We start from the raw sequence: 18,305 nt of genomic DNA on the forward strand, positions 1-18,305 counted from the left end.
ACGCGCGCTGGAGCGCAGCCGCCGGCGCGCGGCGCGCAAGAGGACGCGCCCGGGCGCCCGCTACCCGGCCTGCGCCGCCGCCGCGTCGAGCAGCCAGACGAGCCGTCCGGCGCCTCCGCGCACGGCGCGCGCCGGCACCTCGTCGGCCGGACCCGGCCGCTTCGCCTGCTCCACGACCGCGCGCTTGCTCGCCCCGCGCGCGAGCAGGAGCTTCATCCGCGCCTCCCGGATCACCGGGGCCGTCAGCGTGAGCCGCGCCTCCAGCCCCTTGTCCGGCTGCGCCGGGATCGCGGCGACCAGGCGATCGTCGATGCCCACCGCCCCCGTCCCGGGGAAGAGCGACGCCGTGTGCGCGTCGTCGCCGATCCCCAGCGTCATCAGGTCGAACGCCACCGCCGACGCGACCCCGAAGCGCGCGCGCAGGAGCGCCTCGTAGCGCGACGCGGCCCCGGCGAGATCGGCCGCCTCCCCCTCCATGCGGAAGAAGCGGTCCTCCGGGATGCGCGCCGCCTCGAGATCCCGGCGCGCGGTGCCGTAGTTCGAGCGGGGGTGGTCGGGCGCGACCGCGCGCTCGTCCACCCAGAACCACTCGGTCTGCGCCCACGGGAGCGACAGCGCCGCGAGCCGCTGGTACGCCGGAGACGGCGTGCCCCCGCCCGAGAGCGCGATCCGCGCGACGCCGCGCGCCTCGATCGCCGCCGCGATCGCGCGCGCCATGAGCTCCGCCCCGAGGATCGCGAGCTCCGCCGCGTCCGCCGCGACGAGCGTCTCTTCACCACCGTTCATCTCGGTCCTCCTCCCGGCCTCGTCAGAGCGCGCTCCACGCCGCGGCGGCGAGCACCGCCTCGCGCAGCAGGCGATCGCCCTCCAGCGAGTCGATCGTCTTCGTCAGCACCCACGTCTCGTCCCGGTAGCCGAGCGGGTGCAGGTGGTCGGCGGACCGCGCCCCCTCCATCGTCCACCGCGCCGTCGCGGGCGCCTTGTCGAGCCGCACGCAGCCGAGCGAGAGCGGCTCGCCGCGCAGCGACGTGAAGAGGCGCACGCCGTCGATCCGGCGCTGCGCCTGCTCCCCGGCCGGCGGCCCGTCCAGGAGCGCGATCTCGATCGGCGCGCCGTCCGCCGCGCGGGCGCGGCCCGAGACGCCGGCGCCGCCGGGCTGCGCCGGCCCCCGCGACTCGAACGTCCAGCCGAGCCGCGACCCCATCCACCCGAGGAGCAGCGCCGCCGGATCCGGCTTCGCCCCCGCGCTGCGCGCGATCTCCACCCGCCGGATCGCGCGGCACGCCTCGGGCATGTCGTCGAAGAACCGGGCCACCAGCTCGCGGAACGAGAACGTCCGCACGAACGCCCGGTCCGCGAGCGGCGCCTTCGTCCCGCGCGCCACCTCCGCGATCCGCTCGATGCACGTCTCGGCCGAGTCGAACACCAGCCGATCGCAGATCGGCGCGAGCGCGTCGCCGAGCACGTTCGGCGCGCCCGGCGCGAGCTCGACGATCACCGCCACGTCGGAGATCGTCAGCGCGCTCACCACCGACGCGACGCGCTCGGCGGCGGCCACCCCGAACGTGAGCTCCACGCGGTCGTAGCAGATCGGCACCTCCCCGGCGCGGCGGCACGTGGCCGACCAGTCGGCCTGCACGCTCAGCGGATCGAGCCGGTCGTCGAGCGTGATGAGCAGCGTCCGGCCCGCGTGCGTCTCCGCGAGCTCCTCGGCCTGCTCCTTCAGGCGCTCGACCTCGGCGCGGCTGCCCACCGCGACGAAGTTCATCGTCGACGCGCGCGTCTTCGGGGCCGGCTCCGGCCGCGACTCGTCGGGCGACGACCAGAACTCGGCGAGCTCCGACTCGACCCGCTTGATCACCTCGGCGATGCGCCCGGCGCTCACGGCCGCCTCCACGCCCGCTCCGGCGGCTTCCGCTCGCCGCACGCCCCGCGCGCGCCCTCGGACGGCTGGACCAGGGCGTCGGCCTCCTGCGGACCCCACGTGCCCGCGGCGTAGCGCGCGATCGGCGCGCTCTGCGTCCGCCACCCCTCGAAGATCGGATCGACGAAGCCCCACTGCGCCTCGACCTCGTCGGCGCGCGTGAACAGCGTGGCGTCGCCGCGCAGCGCGTCGAGCAGGAGCCGCTCGTAGGCCTCGGGCGTGCTCGAGCCGAACGCGGCGCCGTAGCGGAAATCCATGGTCACGCCGCGGATCGCGATGCCGCTGCCCGGGATCTTCGCCGCGAACCGGAGCGAGATGCCCTCGTCGGGCTGGAGGCGCATCACGAGCGCGTTCGGCTCCTCGGTGGCGCCGGGGGCGCCCTTGAACAGGCCGTGCGGCAGCGGCTTGAAGTGCAGCACCACCTCGGCCACCCGCTTCGCCAGCCGCTTGCCGGCGCGCAGGTAGAACGGCACCCCGCCCCAGCGCCAGCTGTCGAGGTGGAGCTTCATCGCGACGTAGGTCTCGGTCATCGAGTCCTTCGCCACGTCGGGCTCCTCGGTGTAGCCGGGCACCTTCTCGCCGCGCACGATGCCGGCCGCGTACTGGCCGCGTACGGTCGACGCCAGCACGTCCGGCCCCTCGATCGGCCGGAGCGTCCGCAGCACCTTCACCTTCTCGTCGCGCACCGCGTCGGCGTCCCACGACGACGGCGGCTCCATCGCGACGAGCGTGAGCAGCTGGAGCGCGTGGTTCTGCACGATGTCCCGGGTGATGCCGACCTTCTCGTAGAACTTGCCGCGACCCTCGACGCCGATCTCCTCGGCCACGGTGATCTGCACGTGGTCGACGTGCTGGCGCGACCAGAGCGGCTCGAAGATCGTGTTGCCGAACCGGAGGACGAGGAGGTTCTGGACCGTCTCCTTCCCGAGGTAGTGGTCGATCCGGTAGATCTGCGACTCGGCGAGGTGGGCGAGCAGATCGCGGTTGAGGGCGCGGGCGCTCTCCAGGTCCTCGCCGAACGGCTTCTCGACGACGACGTGCTGGAACGGCGCGTCCTTCTCGTGCGACGGCGGCGCGACGAGGTTCGCCGCGCGCAGGCCGCGCACGATCGGCGCGAACTGGTCGGGCGCGACGGCCAGGTAGAAGACCCGGTTTTTGCGGGTGCCGCGCTCGGCGTCGAGCCGCTCGAGCTCCGCGGCGAGCCGGGTGTACGTCTCGGCCTCGTCGAACGACCCCTGGACGTAGCTGATGCCCTTCTCGAGCTCGCTCCAGGACGCCTCCTCGAGCGGGCGCCGCGAGTACTTCCCGACCGCCTCGCGCATCTCCTGGGCGAAATCCGGTTTCGGACGCCGCGCCACGCCGACCACGGCGAAGCCGCCGGTCAGCAGGCGGCTGAGCGCCAGGTTGTAGACCGCAGGCAGCAGCTTGCGACGCGTCAGGTCGCCCGAGGCGCCAAAGATGACGAGCGCTGCAGGCGAGGCGGTTCGCTCCTCGGGCATTCCTTCGCGAAGCGGGTTCTTCTCGGCTTGGGTCATGGTGGATGAGCTCCGATCGGCGACGACGGGCACGATGCCCGCGCGCCTCCGCGGCGTAGGGTAGCTCCGATCGCGCCGGCGGAAGGCGGAACGAAGCGCGGGCGGCGCCGCGGCGACGGCTTCGCGCGGGCGTGCGGGCCGAGCGCGGGCGGGTTGGCCGAGCGCGGGCGGGTTGGCCGAGCGCGGGCGGGTTGGCCGAGCGCGCGGCGGCGCCGAGCGTGTCCGCCGGCTCGCGGCGCCCTTCCATCCGATCGCGACCGGTACTAGGCTCCCCCGCGCGATGGCCGCGCCGGTGCTCCCGCGAATCCGCGTCCCCCACCCCCATGTGCGGTGCGACAGCCAGGTGCTCGCCGGCAGCCCGCACGTCACCGGGTCGCGCGTCCCGGTGCGGCGGCTCTGGGCGTGGCACCGCGGCGGCGCGTCGGTCGAGACGCTGCTCAAGCGGTACCCGAACCTCGGGCCCGCGCGCGTGCTCGACGCGCTCGCGTTCGCCTACGACAACCAGGAGCTCATCGAGGCCGACATCGCCCGCGAGCAGGCGCTCTTCGAGAAGCAGGGCGGGCCCACCGTCGGCGCGCGCCCGCTCGCGCAGCTCGACCTCCCCTTCGACGAAGGCGACGAGTGATCGCGGTGGGGCGCGCGGCGCGCCGCCGGACATCTCGGCTCGGCGCGCTCAGCTTGTTTCTTTACAGCCATCGTGACTTAGGGCAATAGGGCGCTCTATCTCTGCTGGGGCCCGGAGTGCGGGGCTGCTCGGCGTTGCGAGCGATGGCCGCGCGGGATCGCGGCTGTCCTGGCTTTCAAGGTCGCGGCCGTTGGTGTAGGGTCCGCGCCCCATGGGGTACCCGTCGAGGTGCCGGAGGGTTTCTGAGATGAGCGTCAATCGATGGAAGTTGGTTGCGATGCCCGTTGCCCTGCTCGGGCTGGCTTCGCCTCTCCTCGTGAACTGTGGCGGCAAGGGGATCCCCGGCGCGGACAGCCTGCCGGGGCCCGCTGGTGACCTGGCGTCCGCCGCGGGCGGCTGCGAGGAGCTGAAGAACGGCGGTATCGCCAACCTCAAGTTCGAGGGCGGCGCCGATGTCGAGGGCAAGATCAAGGGCTTCCTCGAGGCCGCCGCCTCGCTCGACAAGCTCACGGCGGACCTGGAGGCGGACCTCATCGCCTCGTGCGGCAAGCTCGGCAAGGACCTCGGCATGAGCGAGGCGGAGCTCAAGGCCGAGCCGGGCGGCGGCAAGGGCGCCGAGAAGGTCTGCAACGCGGTCTCCGCCAAGGTGAACGCCGCCGTGAAGGCGAACGCCGAGGCGAAGCTCGCGGTCCAGATCGATCCGCCGAAGTGCTACGCCGACATCAACGCCATGCAGAAGTGCCTCGGCGACTGCGGCTCGCCGGTGCAGCCCGGCAAGCTCGAGGCGAGCTGCGAGGGCGGCGAGATCAGCGGCAAGTGCGACGCCGAGTGCAAGGGCAAGTGCACCGTCGACGCCGGCGCGGCGTGCTCCGGCACCTGCAACGCGAGCTGCTCGGGCAAGTGCGAAGCCGGCTTCAAGGGCACCTGCGGCGGCAAGTGCGACGGCAAGTGCGACGGCAAGGACTCGAAGGGCGCGGCGTGCGCGGGCACCTGCGAGGGCAAGTGCGACGCCAAGGCCGAGGGCTCCTGCACCGGCACCTGCGACGGCTCCTGCTCGGGCTCCTGTGAGATCAAGGGCTCGGCCAAGTGCTCGGGCTCCTGCTCGGGCGGCTGCAGCGCCGAGATCAAGGAGCCGAAGTGCTCGGGCGAGTTCAAGCCCCCGAGCGTCGACCCGAGCTGCCAGGTGCAGTGCACGGCGAAGACCGCCGGCGAGGCGAAGTGCGATCCCCCGGCCGTCCGCATCGTGGCGAACGGCAAGGTGAACGCCGACGCGCAGAAGCTCATCGCGGCGCTCCGCACGTCGCTCCCGGCGATCGCCAAGGTCCAGCTCGGGACCGGCAAGAAGCTGGCGGCGGCCGTGTCCGGCGTCGGCAAGGCGGGCGTCGAGGTCAAGGACGCGGCGCTCAAGGCCGGCGGCAAGGCGGTCGCCTGCGTCGCGGCCGCGGTGGACGCGTCGGCCAGCGCGACGGCCTCGATCGACGTCAACATCAAGGCCAGCGCCAGCGTCAGCGGCTCGGCCAGCGGCTCGGCCAGCGGCGGGACCTGATCCCCGGAACGGCGTGAGTCCGGACGCGGCGGCGGTCACCCCCTCCCGGGGGGTGCCGCCGCCGTCGTCATTTTCGTCCCCGACGCGAGATCGACAGCGCAGTTCTGGATGCGGGCTCACGTTCCTTGTCGCCGCGCGGGGCGCGGGCGTCCGGGCGAGCACCGGAATCGCCACCCGGACGTGACATGCACGTTTCTTGTCGAACCCGGCAAGATGCAGCAGGCCCTGAAGGCGCGGCGCGCCGCGAGGCGGCAAGATGGCAAGATGGCTGCAAAAGTGGCCATCGCGCTCCGTCACGGCGCCGCGTCCGGAGTATCATGACGGTTCTGCGGGTGATGACGGGGTACTCGGAAGGGCAGGTACGATGGTCGGCGGTCCCTTGATCGAGCGCGGCGCCAGGATCGGCGAGTACACGATCGACGAGCCGCTCGGCGAGGGCGGCTTCGGCGCGGTGTTCCGCGGCCACGACGAGTCCGGGAACGTCGCCGCCATCAAGATCTTCAAGGAAGTGAGCGCCCAGAACGTCGGGCAGCTCTTCGCCCAGCAGAACGAGATCGAGGCGCTGCTCCGGCTGCGCCATCCGTCGCTGGTGAAGCTCTCCTCGTATGGCGTCCTCGACGGGATCGGCCTCTACCTCGCGATGGAGCTCGTGCAGGGCGAGACGCTCGACCGGTACCTCGCGCGGATGGGCTCGCTCGACACCATCGAGGCCCTGCGCATCGCGCGCCGCGTGGCCGAGGCGCTCGCCCACTGCCACGCGCTCAACGTGCTGCACCTCGACCTCAAGCCGAGCAACATCGTCCTCACCGATCCGTACGAGCCGCGGCTCAAGATCCTCGACTTCGGCCTGGCCACGCTCACGGTGAGCTTTCAGCCCGAGCACGCCCGCGTCAACGCGGGCACCATCGCCTACCTCGCGCCCGAGTGCCTGAAGCGGGGCGGGCTCGCGCGCCCGAGCCCCCGGATGGACCTCTACGCGGTCGGCGTCGTGCTCTACGAGCTGCTCGCCGGCCGCCTCCCGTTCGCGGACGGCACCGTCGACAGCGTCATCAACCAGAAGGTCTACGGCACCCTCGTGCCGCTCTCCACCGTGGCCCCGGAGACGCCGGCGCCGGTCGTGGCGCTCGTCGAAGAGCTCATGCATCGCGACCCCGCGCGGCGCTTCTCGAGCGCGGCCCGGCTCTGCGCGCGGCTCAAGGAGCTCTACTACGTCACGCTCCACGGCACCTCGCAGCCCCCGGCCGCCGACGCGGCCGAGCGCGAGCGCGACGCCGCCCCGCCCGAGGCCCTCGACGACGCGCCGTTCATCGGCCGCGAGCTGGAGCTCGGCCGGCTCGCCGAGCTCCTCCAGGGCGCGGTGTGCGGCGAGCCGCGGCCGGCCGTGCTGGTCGGCGACACGGGCGTCGGCAAGAGCCGCCTCGTCGCCGAGCTGCTCCGGACCGTCGAGCAGACGGGCACGGCCATCGTCGCCTACGGCCGGTGCCGCGAGCTCTCCGGCCTCGTCCCCTACTCCGCGATCCGCGAGGCGCTGACGCAGGTCGCCCTCTGGCTGGAGCGGCACAACGACAGCCGCGCGGCGCGCATCCGCCGGCTGGTCAGCCTCGTGGTCGCCGACGACGCCGCCCTGCTCCAGGGGCTCGTCCCCGAGCTGATGCGGGCGGTCGGGCTCGCCGACGAGGGCGGCGCCATCGGCCCGGGCGGCACGCGCTGGATCGCCGATCTCCTGCTGCGGCTGCTCGGCGCGATCGCCGAGGAGATCCCCGTGGTCCTCGCGATCGAGGACGTCCACTGGGCCGACGAGGCGACGCAGGACGTGCTCCTCCGGATCTCGGACCAGCTCGGCGAGCGGCCGATCCTGCTGCTCGGCACGGCCCGTCCGCCGTTCCCCGGGCGCAGCGCGCACGGCTCGACGCTGCCCCCGCCGGCCTCGGCGGGGCTGCGCGGCTCGCCCGGCTCGTCGCCGATGACGCCGCGCTCGGCGGGGTGGCTCGCCTGGAAGGGCGTCGAGCGCCTCGACCTCGGCCCGCTCCCGCCCGAGGCGAACCGGGCGCTGCTCTCCGCGCTCGGCCGCGGCGCCGGCGACGACCTCGTGCAGGAGCTCGTCCGCCGCGTCCCGCTGCTCGCCGCCGGCAACCCGCTCTTCAACATCCAGGTCGTCCGCAACATGGAGACCGAGGGCTTCCTGCAGCGCGGCCGCGGCGGCGCGCTCGAGATCTCCCGGGCCGACGCGCACTACCGCGCGCCCGCCTCGGTCTCGGACGTCCTCGCCCGCAGCATCGAGGCGCTCGATCCGACGACGGTGCAGGTCCTCGGCGTGGCCGCGCTCATCGGCCGCCAGTTCCTGCGCGACGATCTCGTCGAGCTCGGCCTCTTCGGTCCGGCGGCGGTCGACAGCGCCCTGCGCGACGCCGCCGCGCACCACATCTGCCTGAGCGAGGACGGCGGCCTCACGTCGTTCTCGCACGACGCGGCGCGCGAGCAGCTCGCCGCGCGCGTGCCGCCCGAGGATCGCGGCGAGGTCCACCGGCGCATCGCGCGGCGCATCGAGCTGCGCGGCGGCGATCCGGGGACGCTCGCGCACCACGTCGAGCGCGCCGGCGAGCTCGACCGCGCCGCGGAGACGTACCTGCTCGCGGCGAACGAGGCCGACCGCCTGCAGGACCCGCACGGCGCGAGCCGCCGGCTCAAGCAGGCGCTCGCGCTGCTCGAGCGGCTGCCGCTCGACCCGGCGCGGATCGAGCTCCGGGCCCGCTGCGCCCACGAGCTCGCGCGCGTCGCGTGCCTGCTCGGCAGCACGGCGGAGCCGCTCGATCTGCTCCGGCGCACGCAGGGCGCGCTGCCGGACACGCCGCTCGTCACGGCGGCGCTCTCCAGCGCGCTGTCGCGCGTGCACTACGTCCGCGGGGAGTTCGCCGACGCCGTGGCGCACAGCCGCAAGGCGCTCCAGGCGATCGGCGCGAGCCCCGAGCTCCGCCCGTACCAGTGCCTGCCCGCGAACATCCTCGGGCGCGCGCTGTGCGCGGCGGGCAAGGTGGGCCCGGCGACCGAGCCGCTGCGCCGCGGCTGCGAGCTCGCGGAGGCGGCGGGCGAGTACATCGAGCTGTGCCACTCGCGCGGCATCCTCTGCGTCGCCCTGAGCCAGGCGGGCTGCTACGCCGAGGCCGAGCAGAGCGCCGCCGACGCCGCGCGCCTGGCCGAGCGCCTGCGCGACCCCGTGCGGCTGCTCGGCACGTGGTTCTACTACGCGGTGCTCGCCGAGGGCCGGTTCGACTGGGACCTCGGGGTGCGGTCGACCGCGCAGCTCCTCTCGTACGCCGAGGAGCACGGCCTGAGCGGGCTCTACCTGTACGTCGGCACGATGTACGCGGGCCGGCACCAGTTCCACGTGGGCCACCTGGCGCGGGCGCGCGTGCTGATCGCCAACGCGTGCAACCTGAGCGGCGTGCTCGGCATCGGCATGGGGCGCGGCTGGGCCGAGGGGTACCTGGGCGACGTGCTCTTCGTGCAGGGCCAGCACCGCGAGGCGCTCGCCGCCTACGACCGGGCGATCGAGATCGGCTCGGCGGGCACGGGCGACGCGTACGCCGTGGGGCTCGGCCGGGTCGGCCGGGTGCACGCGCTCGCGCTCCTCGGCGGCGACGCCGGCGAGCTCCGGGCGTACGGCCGGGAGACGCTCGAGCTCATCCGCGCCTCGGGCAACCGGACGCAGCTCGTGACGGCGCTCGAGCGCTGCGCCGAGGCGTTCGACGCGGTGGGCGACGAGGCGGAGGCGCGCGACGTCCGCGCCGAGCGCGAGGTGCTCGTCGACGAGCTCGGCCTCGTCGAGCCGACGTTCTGGCCGCGGCCTCCGGTCGAGGCGGCGTTCCAGGGTCCGCCGCGGTCGTACTGGGCCGACGCGCCGCGCGAGGTCCGGTCGTCGGCGCCGAGCAGCCTGGGCACGACGCAGATCGTCGGCGCGACGGTGGCGGAGCTCGCGGCGGCGGCGACGCTCGCGATCACGGAGGACGACCTCGGCGCGCGGACGCACGTGGCGATCCCGCGGCTGCGCCACGTGACGCTGCTCGAGACGCTCGCCTCGGTGGAGGGCTTCGTCCCGCGCTTCGACGGGCCGGAGGCCCCGCCGGTCGCGAAGTGACGGCGGAGGGGGGCGCCGCCGCGGCGCCGGCCGGTCCGATCGAGGTCGCGCGCACGGCGCTCGCCCACGCCTGGGCGATGCTGTTCCTCGTCGTGCTGCTCCCGGTCGGCCTGCTCTGCTTCCCCTTCGATCCCCGGCAGCGGATGCACGACCGCCTGTCGGTCGTGTGGGCGGCCGGGGCGCTCTGGCTCGTCGGCGTGCGCGTCGAGGCCGAGGGGGCCGAGCGCGTGCGGCCGGGCGAGCGCTATGTGATCGCGGCGAACCACCAGAGCACGCTCGACATCCTCGCGCTCCTCGTGGTGCTGCAGGCGCGCGCGCCGTTCCGCTTCCTGGCGAAGCGGGCGCTGTTCCGGGTGCCGGTGCTCGGCTGGGGCATGCGCCTCTACGGCCACACGCCGGTCGACCGGGGGCGCGCCCGCGGCGCCGTGGCGGATCTCGGCGCGGCGCAGCGCAACCTGATGCGGCGGTGGTCGACGGTGTTCTTCCCCGAGGGCACGCGGAGCGCGACCGGCGGGCTCTTGCCGTTCCGGCCGGGCGCCTTCCGGGTCGCCGCGGCGGCGGGCGCGCGCGTGCTGCCGGTGACCATCGTGGGCGCGGGCGCGCTCCAGCCGAAGGGCCGCTACGCCGCCGCGCCCGGCGTCGTGCGGGTCGTCGTGCACCCGCCGCTCGATCCGCCCGGGCCGTCGCTCGAGGAGCTCCGCGCCTCGATGGAGGCGTGCCGGGCCGCGGTGGCGTCGGCGCTGCCGCCCGCCCTCCGCGGGGCGGGTGAGCCGGGGAGCGGGTGAGCCGCCTGGCGGGCTCTGCTCCCTGGAGCGCGGGCGTCACGGTGGGCAGGAGCGCGGCGCTCGACCTCCCGACGCCCTCGCGCGCCGAGGGGCCCTAGAGCAGGCTCGGCGAGCGCCCTTCACCTTCCTGCGACAACGTCCCTTTACGAGCGACAAGCGATGAGGATTCACCGCGCTCGCGGCGAAGGCTCGCTATCCCGGGGCCGATCTCCGCGACTTCGATCGCGATCCCGCGGAGACAGAAGAGACCCGATGAATCCCGGATCCGTCAACGACTCACTCCTACACGACGTCAACCCAACGGCACCACGCACCTTACGCTCCCCCAACGACTCGACGACAGCCAACAACGTCGCAGACGCCAACAGAATTCTACCTTGCTGGCGTCGGGAAATAGAACATAGTTGCCTGGTTCCAGGTTGCCATGAGAAGCGCACATTTCATGCGCTTCCTGACGCCGCATGACCTTGTTCGCCGGAGACGCTCGTAAGGCTAGCGCTTCAGCCCACGGCGAGGTGAGTCCAGACGGCGCCATACGTCGCCAGACGGCGCCGTCGATCGAGCCGCTTCGTCTTACCACGCGGACGCCGACGCCCTCCGTAGTCTCTTTCTGCCCGCTTTGGACAGCCGTCCATTCGATGCCTGGGGCGGAGCCAGTTCAGCACAGATGTCGTCTTTGTGCAGCGCTGCGAACCGGTGCAAACATGTCGAGCAACATGAAAGAAGGCGAGACGTTAGGCGGCCAGTACAAGCTCGTCCAGCGGCTCGGCAAGGGCGGGATGGGCGAGGTGTGGGAAGCGGCCGACGTGCTCGACGGGCGCAAGGTCGCGCTCAAGTTCATCGCTTGCAAGACCGACGAGCTCCGGAAGCGCTTGCTCAACGAGGCGCGCCTGTGCGGCGCCTTGAGGCACCCGAACATCGTCGAGATCCACGAGGTCGGCGAGACCGACGACAAGGATCCGTTCCTGGTGATGCAGCTCCTGACCGGCGAGACGCTCGCGGACCTGCTGGATCGCAAGAAGCGCATCGATCCGCCCGCGCTCGTCGCGCGGATCGGCCGTGACATCGCGAGCGCCCTCGACGCCGCGCACAGCGCCAACATCATTCATCGTGATCTCAAGCCCGCGAACATCTTCCTCCACCGCGAGCCCGACGCCGAGGAGCGCTCGTTCACGGTCAAGGTGCTGGATTTCGGGGTGAGCAAGAGCCTGACCGCCACCGGGGTCCAATCGACGATGACCGGCCTGGCGGTCGGGTCGCCTGCGTACATGAGCCCTGAGCAGCTGTCCATGAGCAAGCGGCTCGACCACCGAACGGACATCTGGTCGCTCGGGATCATCCTGTACGAGATGCTCACGGGCATGCGGCCGTTCCGGGGCGCGACGGTCAACGACGTGGTGCATCAGGTTCTGTTCGAGCCGATCCGGCCGGTGTCGCACCGGCTGCGGAGCGTGCCGCCCGCGCTCGACGAGCTCGTGGCGCGGTGTCTGGAGCGGGATCGCAACAACCGTTTCCCGGACGCGACGAGCCTCGCGAGGTGCCTCGCGTCCATCGCCGAGGTGGGCGCCGTCTCGCGCGCGATCGTGGACATGTCGTTACCGCCCGCGTCAAATCCCGAGCAAGCGTCGATGGCCTCGATGCCCGACGCTGGTCCAGCGAGCCCGGCGAGCCCGAGGCGTGCTCCGCTGGACTTCGGCCTGGGCGGGAGCCCTCCTGCGTTTCCCCGGCGACCCATGATGTCGTCGTCCCCCGCGACCGCGGTCACGGAGTGGCAGGAGAGCACGCTGCCGCTGCCGCCGGGCGCACCGGCCTCTCCCGGCGCGGCCCATGCCGCCACGGAGGCGGCGGGCGGGACGCGGCGAGCGCCGCGGCTGGCGCCGACAGGAACGCAGCTCATGCCCCCCTCGTCTCCGATCGCATCGCCGCTGCCGGCATGGCGGCGCGAGTCGCCATTGGCAGCCGAGGCGAGGCACCCGGCCGTGGACACCCGGAGCGCCTCGTCGGCAGAGCTCTCGCCTCAGGACGGCGCGCTGGCGCACCCGCCGGAAGAGGCGCTGGGCCATGGGGCGGCCACGGAACACGTCCCCGGGGTCACCACGACGACCGCGCCGATCGCGCGGCCAGCGGCCGAGGGAGCTCCGGCGAGCGCGTCGAAGTCACAAAGGCGCGGTCGGGACGCGGGCGCGTGGCTCTATGTCGCTGTCGGGGCAGGCATCATCTCGACGATCGCAGCGCTCGTGATCGTCGTCATGCTCGGTGCATCGTCGGACGAGCCGAAGCCCGCGGAAGCGCCCACGCCGCCGGCATCTCCCGGGCAAGCGCCTCCTGCGACGGAGACATCAGCGGTGCTGCCGGAGGCTCCGCCGATCCCGGACGCCGCCCCGACGACGACCGAGGAGGCGGCCCCCACGCCCTCGACGAAACTGTCCCCGCCGACAACGTCCCAACCGGCAACTCCAGGCGCTCCCCCCCTACGTCCGCCTGCCCGCGCGGTGAAGCCATCCATCAAAGAGCCGTTGCGCCAGCCCTGTAAACGGTTCATCAAGACTCCCGGCTGCTATGAGCCGAAGCCAAAACAATAGCATTGCCTCGTCATAAGCTGATTTGCCACGGGTGCTGCCTCGCGCGCGGCTTCGGACAGGGGCCGAACCTCCGGCGTTGAGACTGCAACCCGACCAGGGTCGGACAGGACCTCTGAACGGGGTCCGATCGGCGCAGCACGGGCGGTCAGCGGGATGGGGGCGGGGCATCGCTCGCCCCAGAAAGCACAGGTGCAGAGATGGGGGCACGGAGGGTTAACGGGCGATGGTGGGCCGCGGGGCTGGTGCTGACGAGCATGGCGGGCAGCGTGCCGGCCGTGGCGCAGACCGAGGTCGCGCCGGCCGCGGCGCCTGAGGCCTCCCCGGGCGCGGGGGCCCAGCGGGCGCAGGGCGCGGCCGTCCGACAGCGGGAGGCGTCGCGGCTGTACGACGAGGGGGTCAAGGCAGCGAAGGCCGGGAAGTGGGAGAAGGCGCGGCAGCTCATCCTGGAGTCCTTTCAGCTCGAGCCGAACGCTGAGAAGGCCGCGAACCTGGGTAAGGTCGAGTTGCGCGCAGGGAAGCTGCGGGAAGCGGCGGAGCACCTGGCGTTCTTCCTGCGGGAGGCGCAGCAGATCCGGCCAAGGGACCGGGCTGACGCCGAGGGGATGCTGGCCGAGGCCAAGGCGAAGATCGGGACGGTGACGGTCCAAGTCGAGGCAGGCGCCGAAGTGCTGGTGGACGGGCATCCGGTGGGTACGGCGCCGCTCGGGAGACCGGTGTTCGTGGAGCCGGGGAGCCGGCGCTTCGAGGCCAGGAAGCCCGGAACGACGCCCGCGAGCCAGGAGCTGCAGGTACAGGCGGGGTCCGCGCCGGAGGTCCAGCTCACGCTGGCGGCGAGCGCGGGGCCGGCAATCCAGGCGGTGGAGGCGCCGGCGGCTTCCGCATCGGTGATGGAACAGAAGCCGGCAAGCGTGGTCGTGGTGAGGCCGACGGTCGGATCGGGGAACGTGGCCGACACGAGCCCCGGTACGGCAAGCCCGAGCTGGCGGACCTGGGGCATCGTGGGCGGGGCAGGCCTCGCCGTCGTGGGGGTCGGCGTGGGCGTGGGGTTCTCGGCGGCCGCGGCCGCAAACAACGCTGATTTCGTGAAGGAGCGCGACCGGCTCGTGAGGGAGACGCCGATCGGGCAAACAATCTGCCCGGAGCGGGAGAATGACGTTCGATGCCAGGAGTTGACCGACTTCGCGAAGGTCAGGGACAGGGATCAGGCCATCGGCATCGCTGGGTTCGCGGTGGGCGGGCTTGCGGCTGCGGGGACACTGGCGCTCGTCCTCTGGAAGGCCGAGCGACCGGCGCAAGCTGCGCGGACCGAACCGGCTTTTATCGTTGTACCATCTACCCACGGGGTATTTGCGGCAGGCACTTTCTGAACGGATGCAGATGGATGGAGGTCAACACCATGCCACAGCGCGAGATCCGGACATTCGCCTGGGTCGGCTCTGCCTCGATGGGCATCGCCAGTTTGTTCATGCTGCAAGGAGTAGGGTGTTACGAGCGCGTCGAGGCAACTTACAACGACAATGGCGAATGCTCCTACGACAGGGAACGATGCCGAGCGGCGAGCTCCACCACCGGGGCAGGCGGAGCACCGAGCGGATCCGGCACAGGAGGAGCGGAGAGCAGCGCGTGCACATGCGAGGACAACCCGTGCACGACATGCGACGAACAGAAAAACTGCAAACACACTCCACTGGTGGCGGGCACGCCCTGCGACCCCCTGGGGAAGATCTGCGATGGTCATGGCAGCTGCGAATTTTGCCTCAACGGCGACGAGGCATGCTCGACGGAACCGTGCCCCCTATGCATCGGCGCGCCATGCAACGGACACAACAACGACGCTATCTTTTGCAAGGGCGGCTCGTGCGTCGACGGACACTGCAAAGAGTGCGGCGAATGTCGCTCCTGGAACCCCACCAACAAACTATGCACCTACATCGGCTTCAACGTGAAGGACGATCGACCAGGGGTCGCTTCATGCACAGGCGACATGGCGTGCGACGGCAGGGGCGGATGTTATAAGGCGATTGGGGAAGAATGCAACATAAACAACATCGAAAGAGAATGCATCGGCATCTGCGCTCGCAGAAACGACCAGGACCCTTTCACATGCCTGATTGACGAAGGAGACCCATGCAACGAACCCCACGAATGTGTACCCAATTACACGTGCATCGGACCCGCGGACGATAAGACTTGCCAACAGGGGGCCGCGAATTCCGAATAACAATTATCCAGGAAAACTACGGCACCTCGAACACCGAAGCTCCGCTCTTACTCCCCGCCCGTGACGACCTGCGCGTCGCCCCGCTCCTGTTGTTCTTCTTCGGTGCCTTCGGCGTCCCCTGCACGCCGCCCCCAATCACCGCCGACGATGCAGCAGACGCTGAGGTCTCCGCCTTCAACGTCTCGGTCGGTGTCGAGCGCGGCACCTCCGCGCTCGCAGCTGCAGGCGCCCTCTCCTCTCCTCCATGGCGCACCGAGCTCGCCAGCGCCGACGGGCCGCCCATCTGGCTCTCCACCCGTGCCCCGCTCATCCCGAGCACGACCGCTGCAGCCGCTCCCCCGATCGCCAGCGCGACCCCGACCCCGATCAGCAGCCCGAGCTGCCTTCGTGACCTGGTGAGATCTTCCGTTACGACCTCGATCTCCGTCTCCGCGGCGGCGAGCCCCTTCGCGCGCTCGTTCGTCCTTCCCGACCTCGCCCCCACGGCGACCGCCCCATCGCCGCGAGCGGCCATCTCCACGCGCTCGATCCGCTCCCCGCCCAAAGCCCCCGCGGCATCTCCCATCCCCGCCAGCGGCTGGCCCTCATCCGACGTGTGCCCAGCCCGCGCCGGCGCGCCCGCCACCGCGCGCGCGGCCCCTCGCTCCGGCGCTGGCCCCCCGTCGACTCGCTGCCACCCGGCCATCACCGGCTGCCGCGCGCCCCGGACCTCTTGTGCCCCGAAGAGCTGCTCCGCGACCTCCCTGGGCTCGTGCGGCACATCCCCGAGCCGCAGCACCCGGCCGCCCTCTGCTTCGGCCCTGGCCTCGTGCTCCGGCACGAACCGGACCGACACTCCGCCCAGCATGTCCGCCTCTCGACCGTTCGAGATCGCCGTCCAGCGGATATCCGACTCGACCAAGACCCCGGCGATCCGTGCCGCGCACGCCGCGATCGCGTCAAAAGGCTCGTCCGGCCCGTGCACGATCACCACCCGCCTCGGAGGATCTGCCGCCGCCGCCGTCCACCGGAAGCCAAGGAGGCTCGGCTCGGGCGCTGGCAAATCAGCAAAATCCACGATGTACCCGCGGAGGATCGGCAACAGCGCGTCAGCGTTCTGACCGTACCGCACGTACGTGTGGTACCAGCCGCTCCCCGACGCCTCCGAGTCGACCTCCGGCAGCAGCTTGCGATGGAACGAGAGCGCCACCTCGTAGAAACCCGCCGCGTCGAGGTGCCGGTCGATCGCCGCGATCGCGTGGCAGAACGGCGGATCTTGCCTGCCAGCGTGATCCTTGGCGCCCTGGATCCGCAGCCCGAAGAGCAGCGCCACGCCCCCGTGGCCGGGCTCGTGCTGCGTGTCGTCCCGCGACAGGTTGCCGATCGCGAACGCGTACTCGTGCCGGGAGCGAGGCTCGATGTAGTTGATCAGCTGCGTGAGGTGGCTGAAGTGCTGCTGCGTGAGCGGCCCCTGCGGCACATCGGGCCGGTAAATGAAGTCGATCTGGTGCCCGGGCACGTTCCCATGCAGAAAATGATACCAGACCTCTCCCGGGGCGGCCTCGTAGGTCGGCACGACATAGCCCGCCGCCGGCGCGTCGTGTTCCGTCATCGCTCACCCCGCTCCTCACCCCCGTGCGGCGCGGGCGGCTTCGGGGGCGGGCCCGGAATTCTTATCGTGCTCTTCAGCCCGGCCACGCGCTCGGACGTCGCGGCAGCCCTGGGCAGCGGCGGCGGCGCCGCGAGCTCGGCCACCGAGATCACCGGATCTTCCGCGATCGCCGCGGGCTCCGGCGCGGGCGCCGCGGGGGGCAGCTCAGGCGACGGCCGCTCGCTCGGCGCAGGCACCCTCGGCTCCGAGACGTCGGACTTCATGCGCTGGAGCAGCTGGACGTCGTAGGCGCTCTTCGGGAGGATCCGCTCCACGAAATGCGAGAACAGAAGGTGGGTCGAGTGGCCGTAGCTCGCCGACCCCACGAGCACCCGCACGCTGACCTGGGTCGAGAACCTGTTCAGGTTCTCGAGCAACGTCGCGTACAGCTTCTTCGCCTGCTCCTCGACCTGCGCCGGCGTCCCAGCGAGCAGATCGCTCTTGTTGATGAACAGCACGACCGTCTTGCACGAGGTCAACGTCTTCGGCGCGAACAGGAACTTGAGCACCTGGGCCTGGAACTCCTGGAGCTGCTCCTGGATGCGGCTCTGCTCGAACTGCTTGGCCTCCTTGCCGCCGAGGTCCACCACGATCAGCACGCCGTGGATCTCGTCGACGATGAGCTGCTGCACCGCCTCGACGATGTGCTCGCCGCCCCAGTCATGCACCTCGAAGACGTGCTCGATCACCACGTCCTTCTGCGGCACGTGGCTCACCGTCCGCTCGTACCGCTCGAACTTCGTGCCCTCGAGCGTGCCAAGATCGATCAGCGGATTCGCCCATTTGAGCGTGAGCGAGGTCTTCCCCGTCGCCTTCACCCCGAGCGTCAGTATCCTGTACGTCTTCCGGACGATCTTCGGGCGCCGCTCCAGCTCGGCGCTGAGGCTCTTGATGTGCCCGTCCATGTACTCGAGGCAGCTCTCCGCCCTCACGTGCTCCTCGTTCAGCGCGGTGAGCGTGCCGCCGAGCCTGCCGTTCTCGACGTGCAGCAGCTCGATCTTCCGCTCGGCCTGCTCGAGCTCGCGCGCCAGCTTGGACGCGCGGACGCCGATGAGCACGAGGACGCCGACGACGCACGCAGCCACCAGGGCGATGAGGATGATGACGACAGGGATCATACGCGCCTCACGTGAGTAAACGACCAGAGCAGATCGCGGAGCCGTCCGACCATCACGTCGATGCTCATCGTGCCCCGCGCTCGAGCTACCGAGGCCGCATCGGCTGCGGCATCCGCGCCGTCCCGTGTCTGATCGCGGTAGATGGCCGCGTCATCGAGGCCGATGGTGGTGTGTCGCAGAGCAGGTTCGCTCTCGTTCGAAGCG

11 protein-coding genes are annotated in these 18,305 nt (G+C 71.7%); 6 read left to right on the plus strand and 5 right to left on the minus strand.

The features are described 5' to 3' along the window. Nucleotides 1-60: 60 nt before the first annotated feature. From pgl to zwf, 3 genes are read right to left on the minus strand one after another with little or no spacing between them, the layout of a single operon-like run. Nucleotides 61-786 carry a 6-phosphogluconolactonase gene (gene pgl / locus WME83_RS26190; RefSeq protein ID WP_437312420.1) on the minus strand — a complete coding sequence of 242 codons (726 nt, stop codon included), beginning with the start codon at nucleotides 784-786 and terminating at the stop codon, nucleotides 61-63. Between the two features lie 22 nt (nucleotides 787-808). Beyond that, a complete protein-coding gene (locus tag WME83_RS26195) occupies nucleotides 809-1,885 on the minus strand; it encodes a glucose-6-phosphate dehydrogenase assembly protein OpcA (protein ID WP_437312421.1) in 1,077 nt (358 codons plus the stop codon). Continuing rightward, nucleotides 1,882-3,459: a glucose-6-phosphate dehydrogenase gene (zwf, locus tag WME83_RS26200; protein ID WP_437312422.1), complete on the minus strand. Its 1,578-nt coding sequence runs from the start codon at nucleotides 3,457-3,459 to the stop codon at nucleotides 1,882-1,884. Before zwf ends, WME83_RS26195 begins: the two co-directional genes overlap by 4 nt. A gap of 292 nt (nucleotides 3,460-3,751) precedes the next feature. Here zwf and WME83_RS26205 point away from each other — a divergent pair, with 292 nt between their 5' ends. The 6 genes from WME83_RS26205 to WME83_RS26230 all read left to right on the plus strand — a co-directional run bounded on the left by WME83_RS26205 (nucleotide 3,752) and on the right by WME83_RS26230 (nucleotide 14,499). After that, a complete protein-coding gene (locus WME83_RS26205) occupies nucleotides 3,752-4,084 on the plus strand; it encodes a DUF433 domain-containing protein (RefSeq protein ID WP_437312423.1) in 333 nt (110 codons plus the stop codon). Nucleotides 4,085-4,361: 277 nt separating this feature from the next. Beyond that, on the plus strand, nucleotides 4,362-5,630 hold the full coding sequence (locus WME83_RS26210) for a hypothetical protein (protein WP_437312424.1): 1,269 nt from the start codon (nucleotides 4,362-4,364) through the stop codon (nucleotides 5,628-5,630). Between the two features lie 379 nt (nucleotides 5,631-6,009). Further along, on the plus strand, nucleotides 6,010-9,765 hold the full coding sequence (locus WME83_RS26215) for a serine/threonine-protein kinase (RefSeq protein WP_437312425.1): 3,756 nt from the start codon (nucleotides 6,010-6,012) through the stop codon (nucleotides 9,763-9,765). Beyond that, a complete protein-coding gene (locus tag WME83_RS26220) occupies nucleotides 9,762-10,550 on the plus strand; it encodes a lysophospholipid acyltransferase family protein (protein WP_437312426.1) in 789 nt (262 codons plus the stop codon). The genes WME83_RS26215 and WME83_RS26220 overlap by 4 nt, the downstream gene beginning before the upstream one ends. Nucleotides 10,551-11,188: 638 nt before the next feature. Continuing rightward, nucleotides 11,189-13,132, plus strand: coding sequence for a protein kinase domain-containing protein (locus WME83_RS26225; RefSeq protein ID WP_437312427.1), 1,944 nt, complete (start codon nucleotides 11,189-11,191; stop codon nucleotides 13,130-13,132). Between the two features lie 242 nt (nucleotides 13,133-13,374). Beyond that, entirely contained in the window at nucleotides 13,375-14,499 is a 1,125-nt protein-coding gene (locus WME83_RS26230; protein ID WP_437312428.1) for a hypothetical protein, read from the plus strand. 870 nt (nucleotides 14,500-15,369) lie between these two features. On the opposite strand, the gene WME83_RS26235 is transcribed toward WME83_RS26230, so the two are convergent. Together WME83_RS26235 and WME83_RS26240 are read right to left on the minus strand one after the other, a co-directional pair. Continuing rightward, nucleotides 15,370-16,944, minus strand: coding sequence for a hypothetical protein (locus WME83_RS26235; protein ID WP_437312429.1), 1,575 nt, complete (start codon nucleotides 16,942-16,944; stop codon nucleotides 15,370-15,372). Continuing rightward, complete coding sequence (locus WME83_RS26240) at nucleotides 16,941-18,101, minus strand: GTPase domain-containing protein (protein WP_437312430.1); 1,161 nt, start codon at nucleotides 18,099-18,101, stop codon at nucleotides 16,941-16,943. The genes WME83_RS26235 and WME83_RS26240 overlap by 4 nt, the downstream gene beginning before the upstream one ends. Nucleotides 18,102-18,305: the final 204 nt, after the last annotated feature.

Origin of the sequence: Sorangium sp. So ce385 (assembly GCF_051474135.1) — a bacterium.
GTDB lineage: Bacteria > Myxococcota_A > Polyangia > Polyangiales > Polyangiaceae > Sorangium > Sorangium cellulosum_D.

Bases quoted from the DNA above. Each gene is read 5' to 3' on its own strand.
- pgl (WP_437312420.1), bottom strand. From the start codon at position 786: ATGAACGGTGGTGAAGAGACGCTCGTCGCGGCGGACGCGGCGGAGCTC.
- zwf (WP_437312422.1), bottom strand. From the start codon at position 3,459: ATGACCCAAGCCGAGAAGAACCCGCTTCGCGAAGGAATGCCCGAGGAG.
- WME83_RS26210 (WP_437312424.1), top strand. From the start codon at position 4,362: ATGCCCGTTGCCCTGCTCGGGCTGGCTTCGCCTCTCCTCGTGAACTGT.
- WME83_RS26225 (WP_437312427.1), top strand. From the start codon at position 11,189: ATGCCTGGGGCGGAGCCAGTTCAGCACAGATGTCGTCTTTGTGCAGCG.
- WME83_RS26235 (WP_437312429.1), bottom strand. From the start codon at position 16,944: ATGACGGAACACGACGCGCCGGCGGCGGGCTATGTCGTGCCGACCTAC.
- WME83_RS26240 (WP_437312430.1), bottom strand. From the start codon at position 18,101: ATGATCCCTGTCGTCATCATCCTCATCGCCCTGGTGGCTGCGTGCGTC.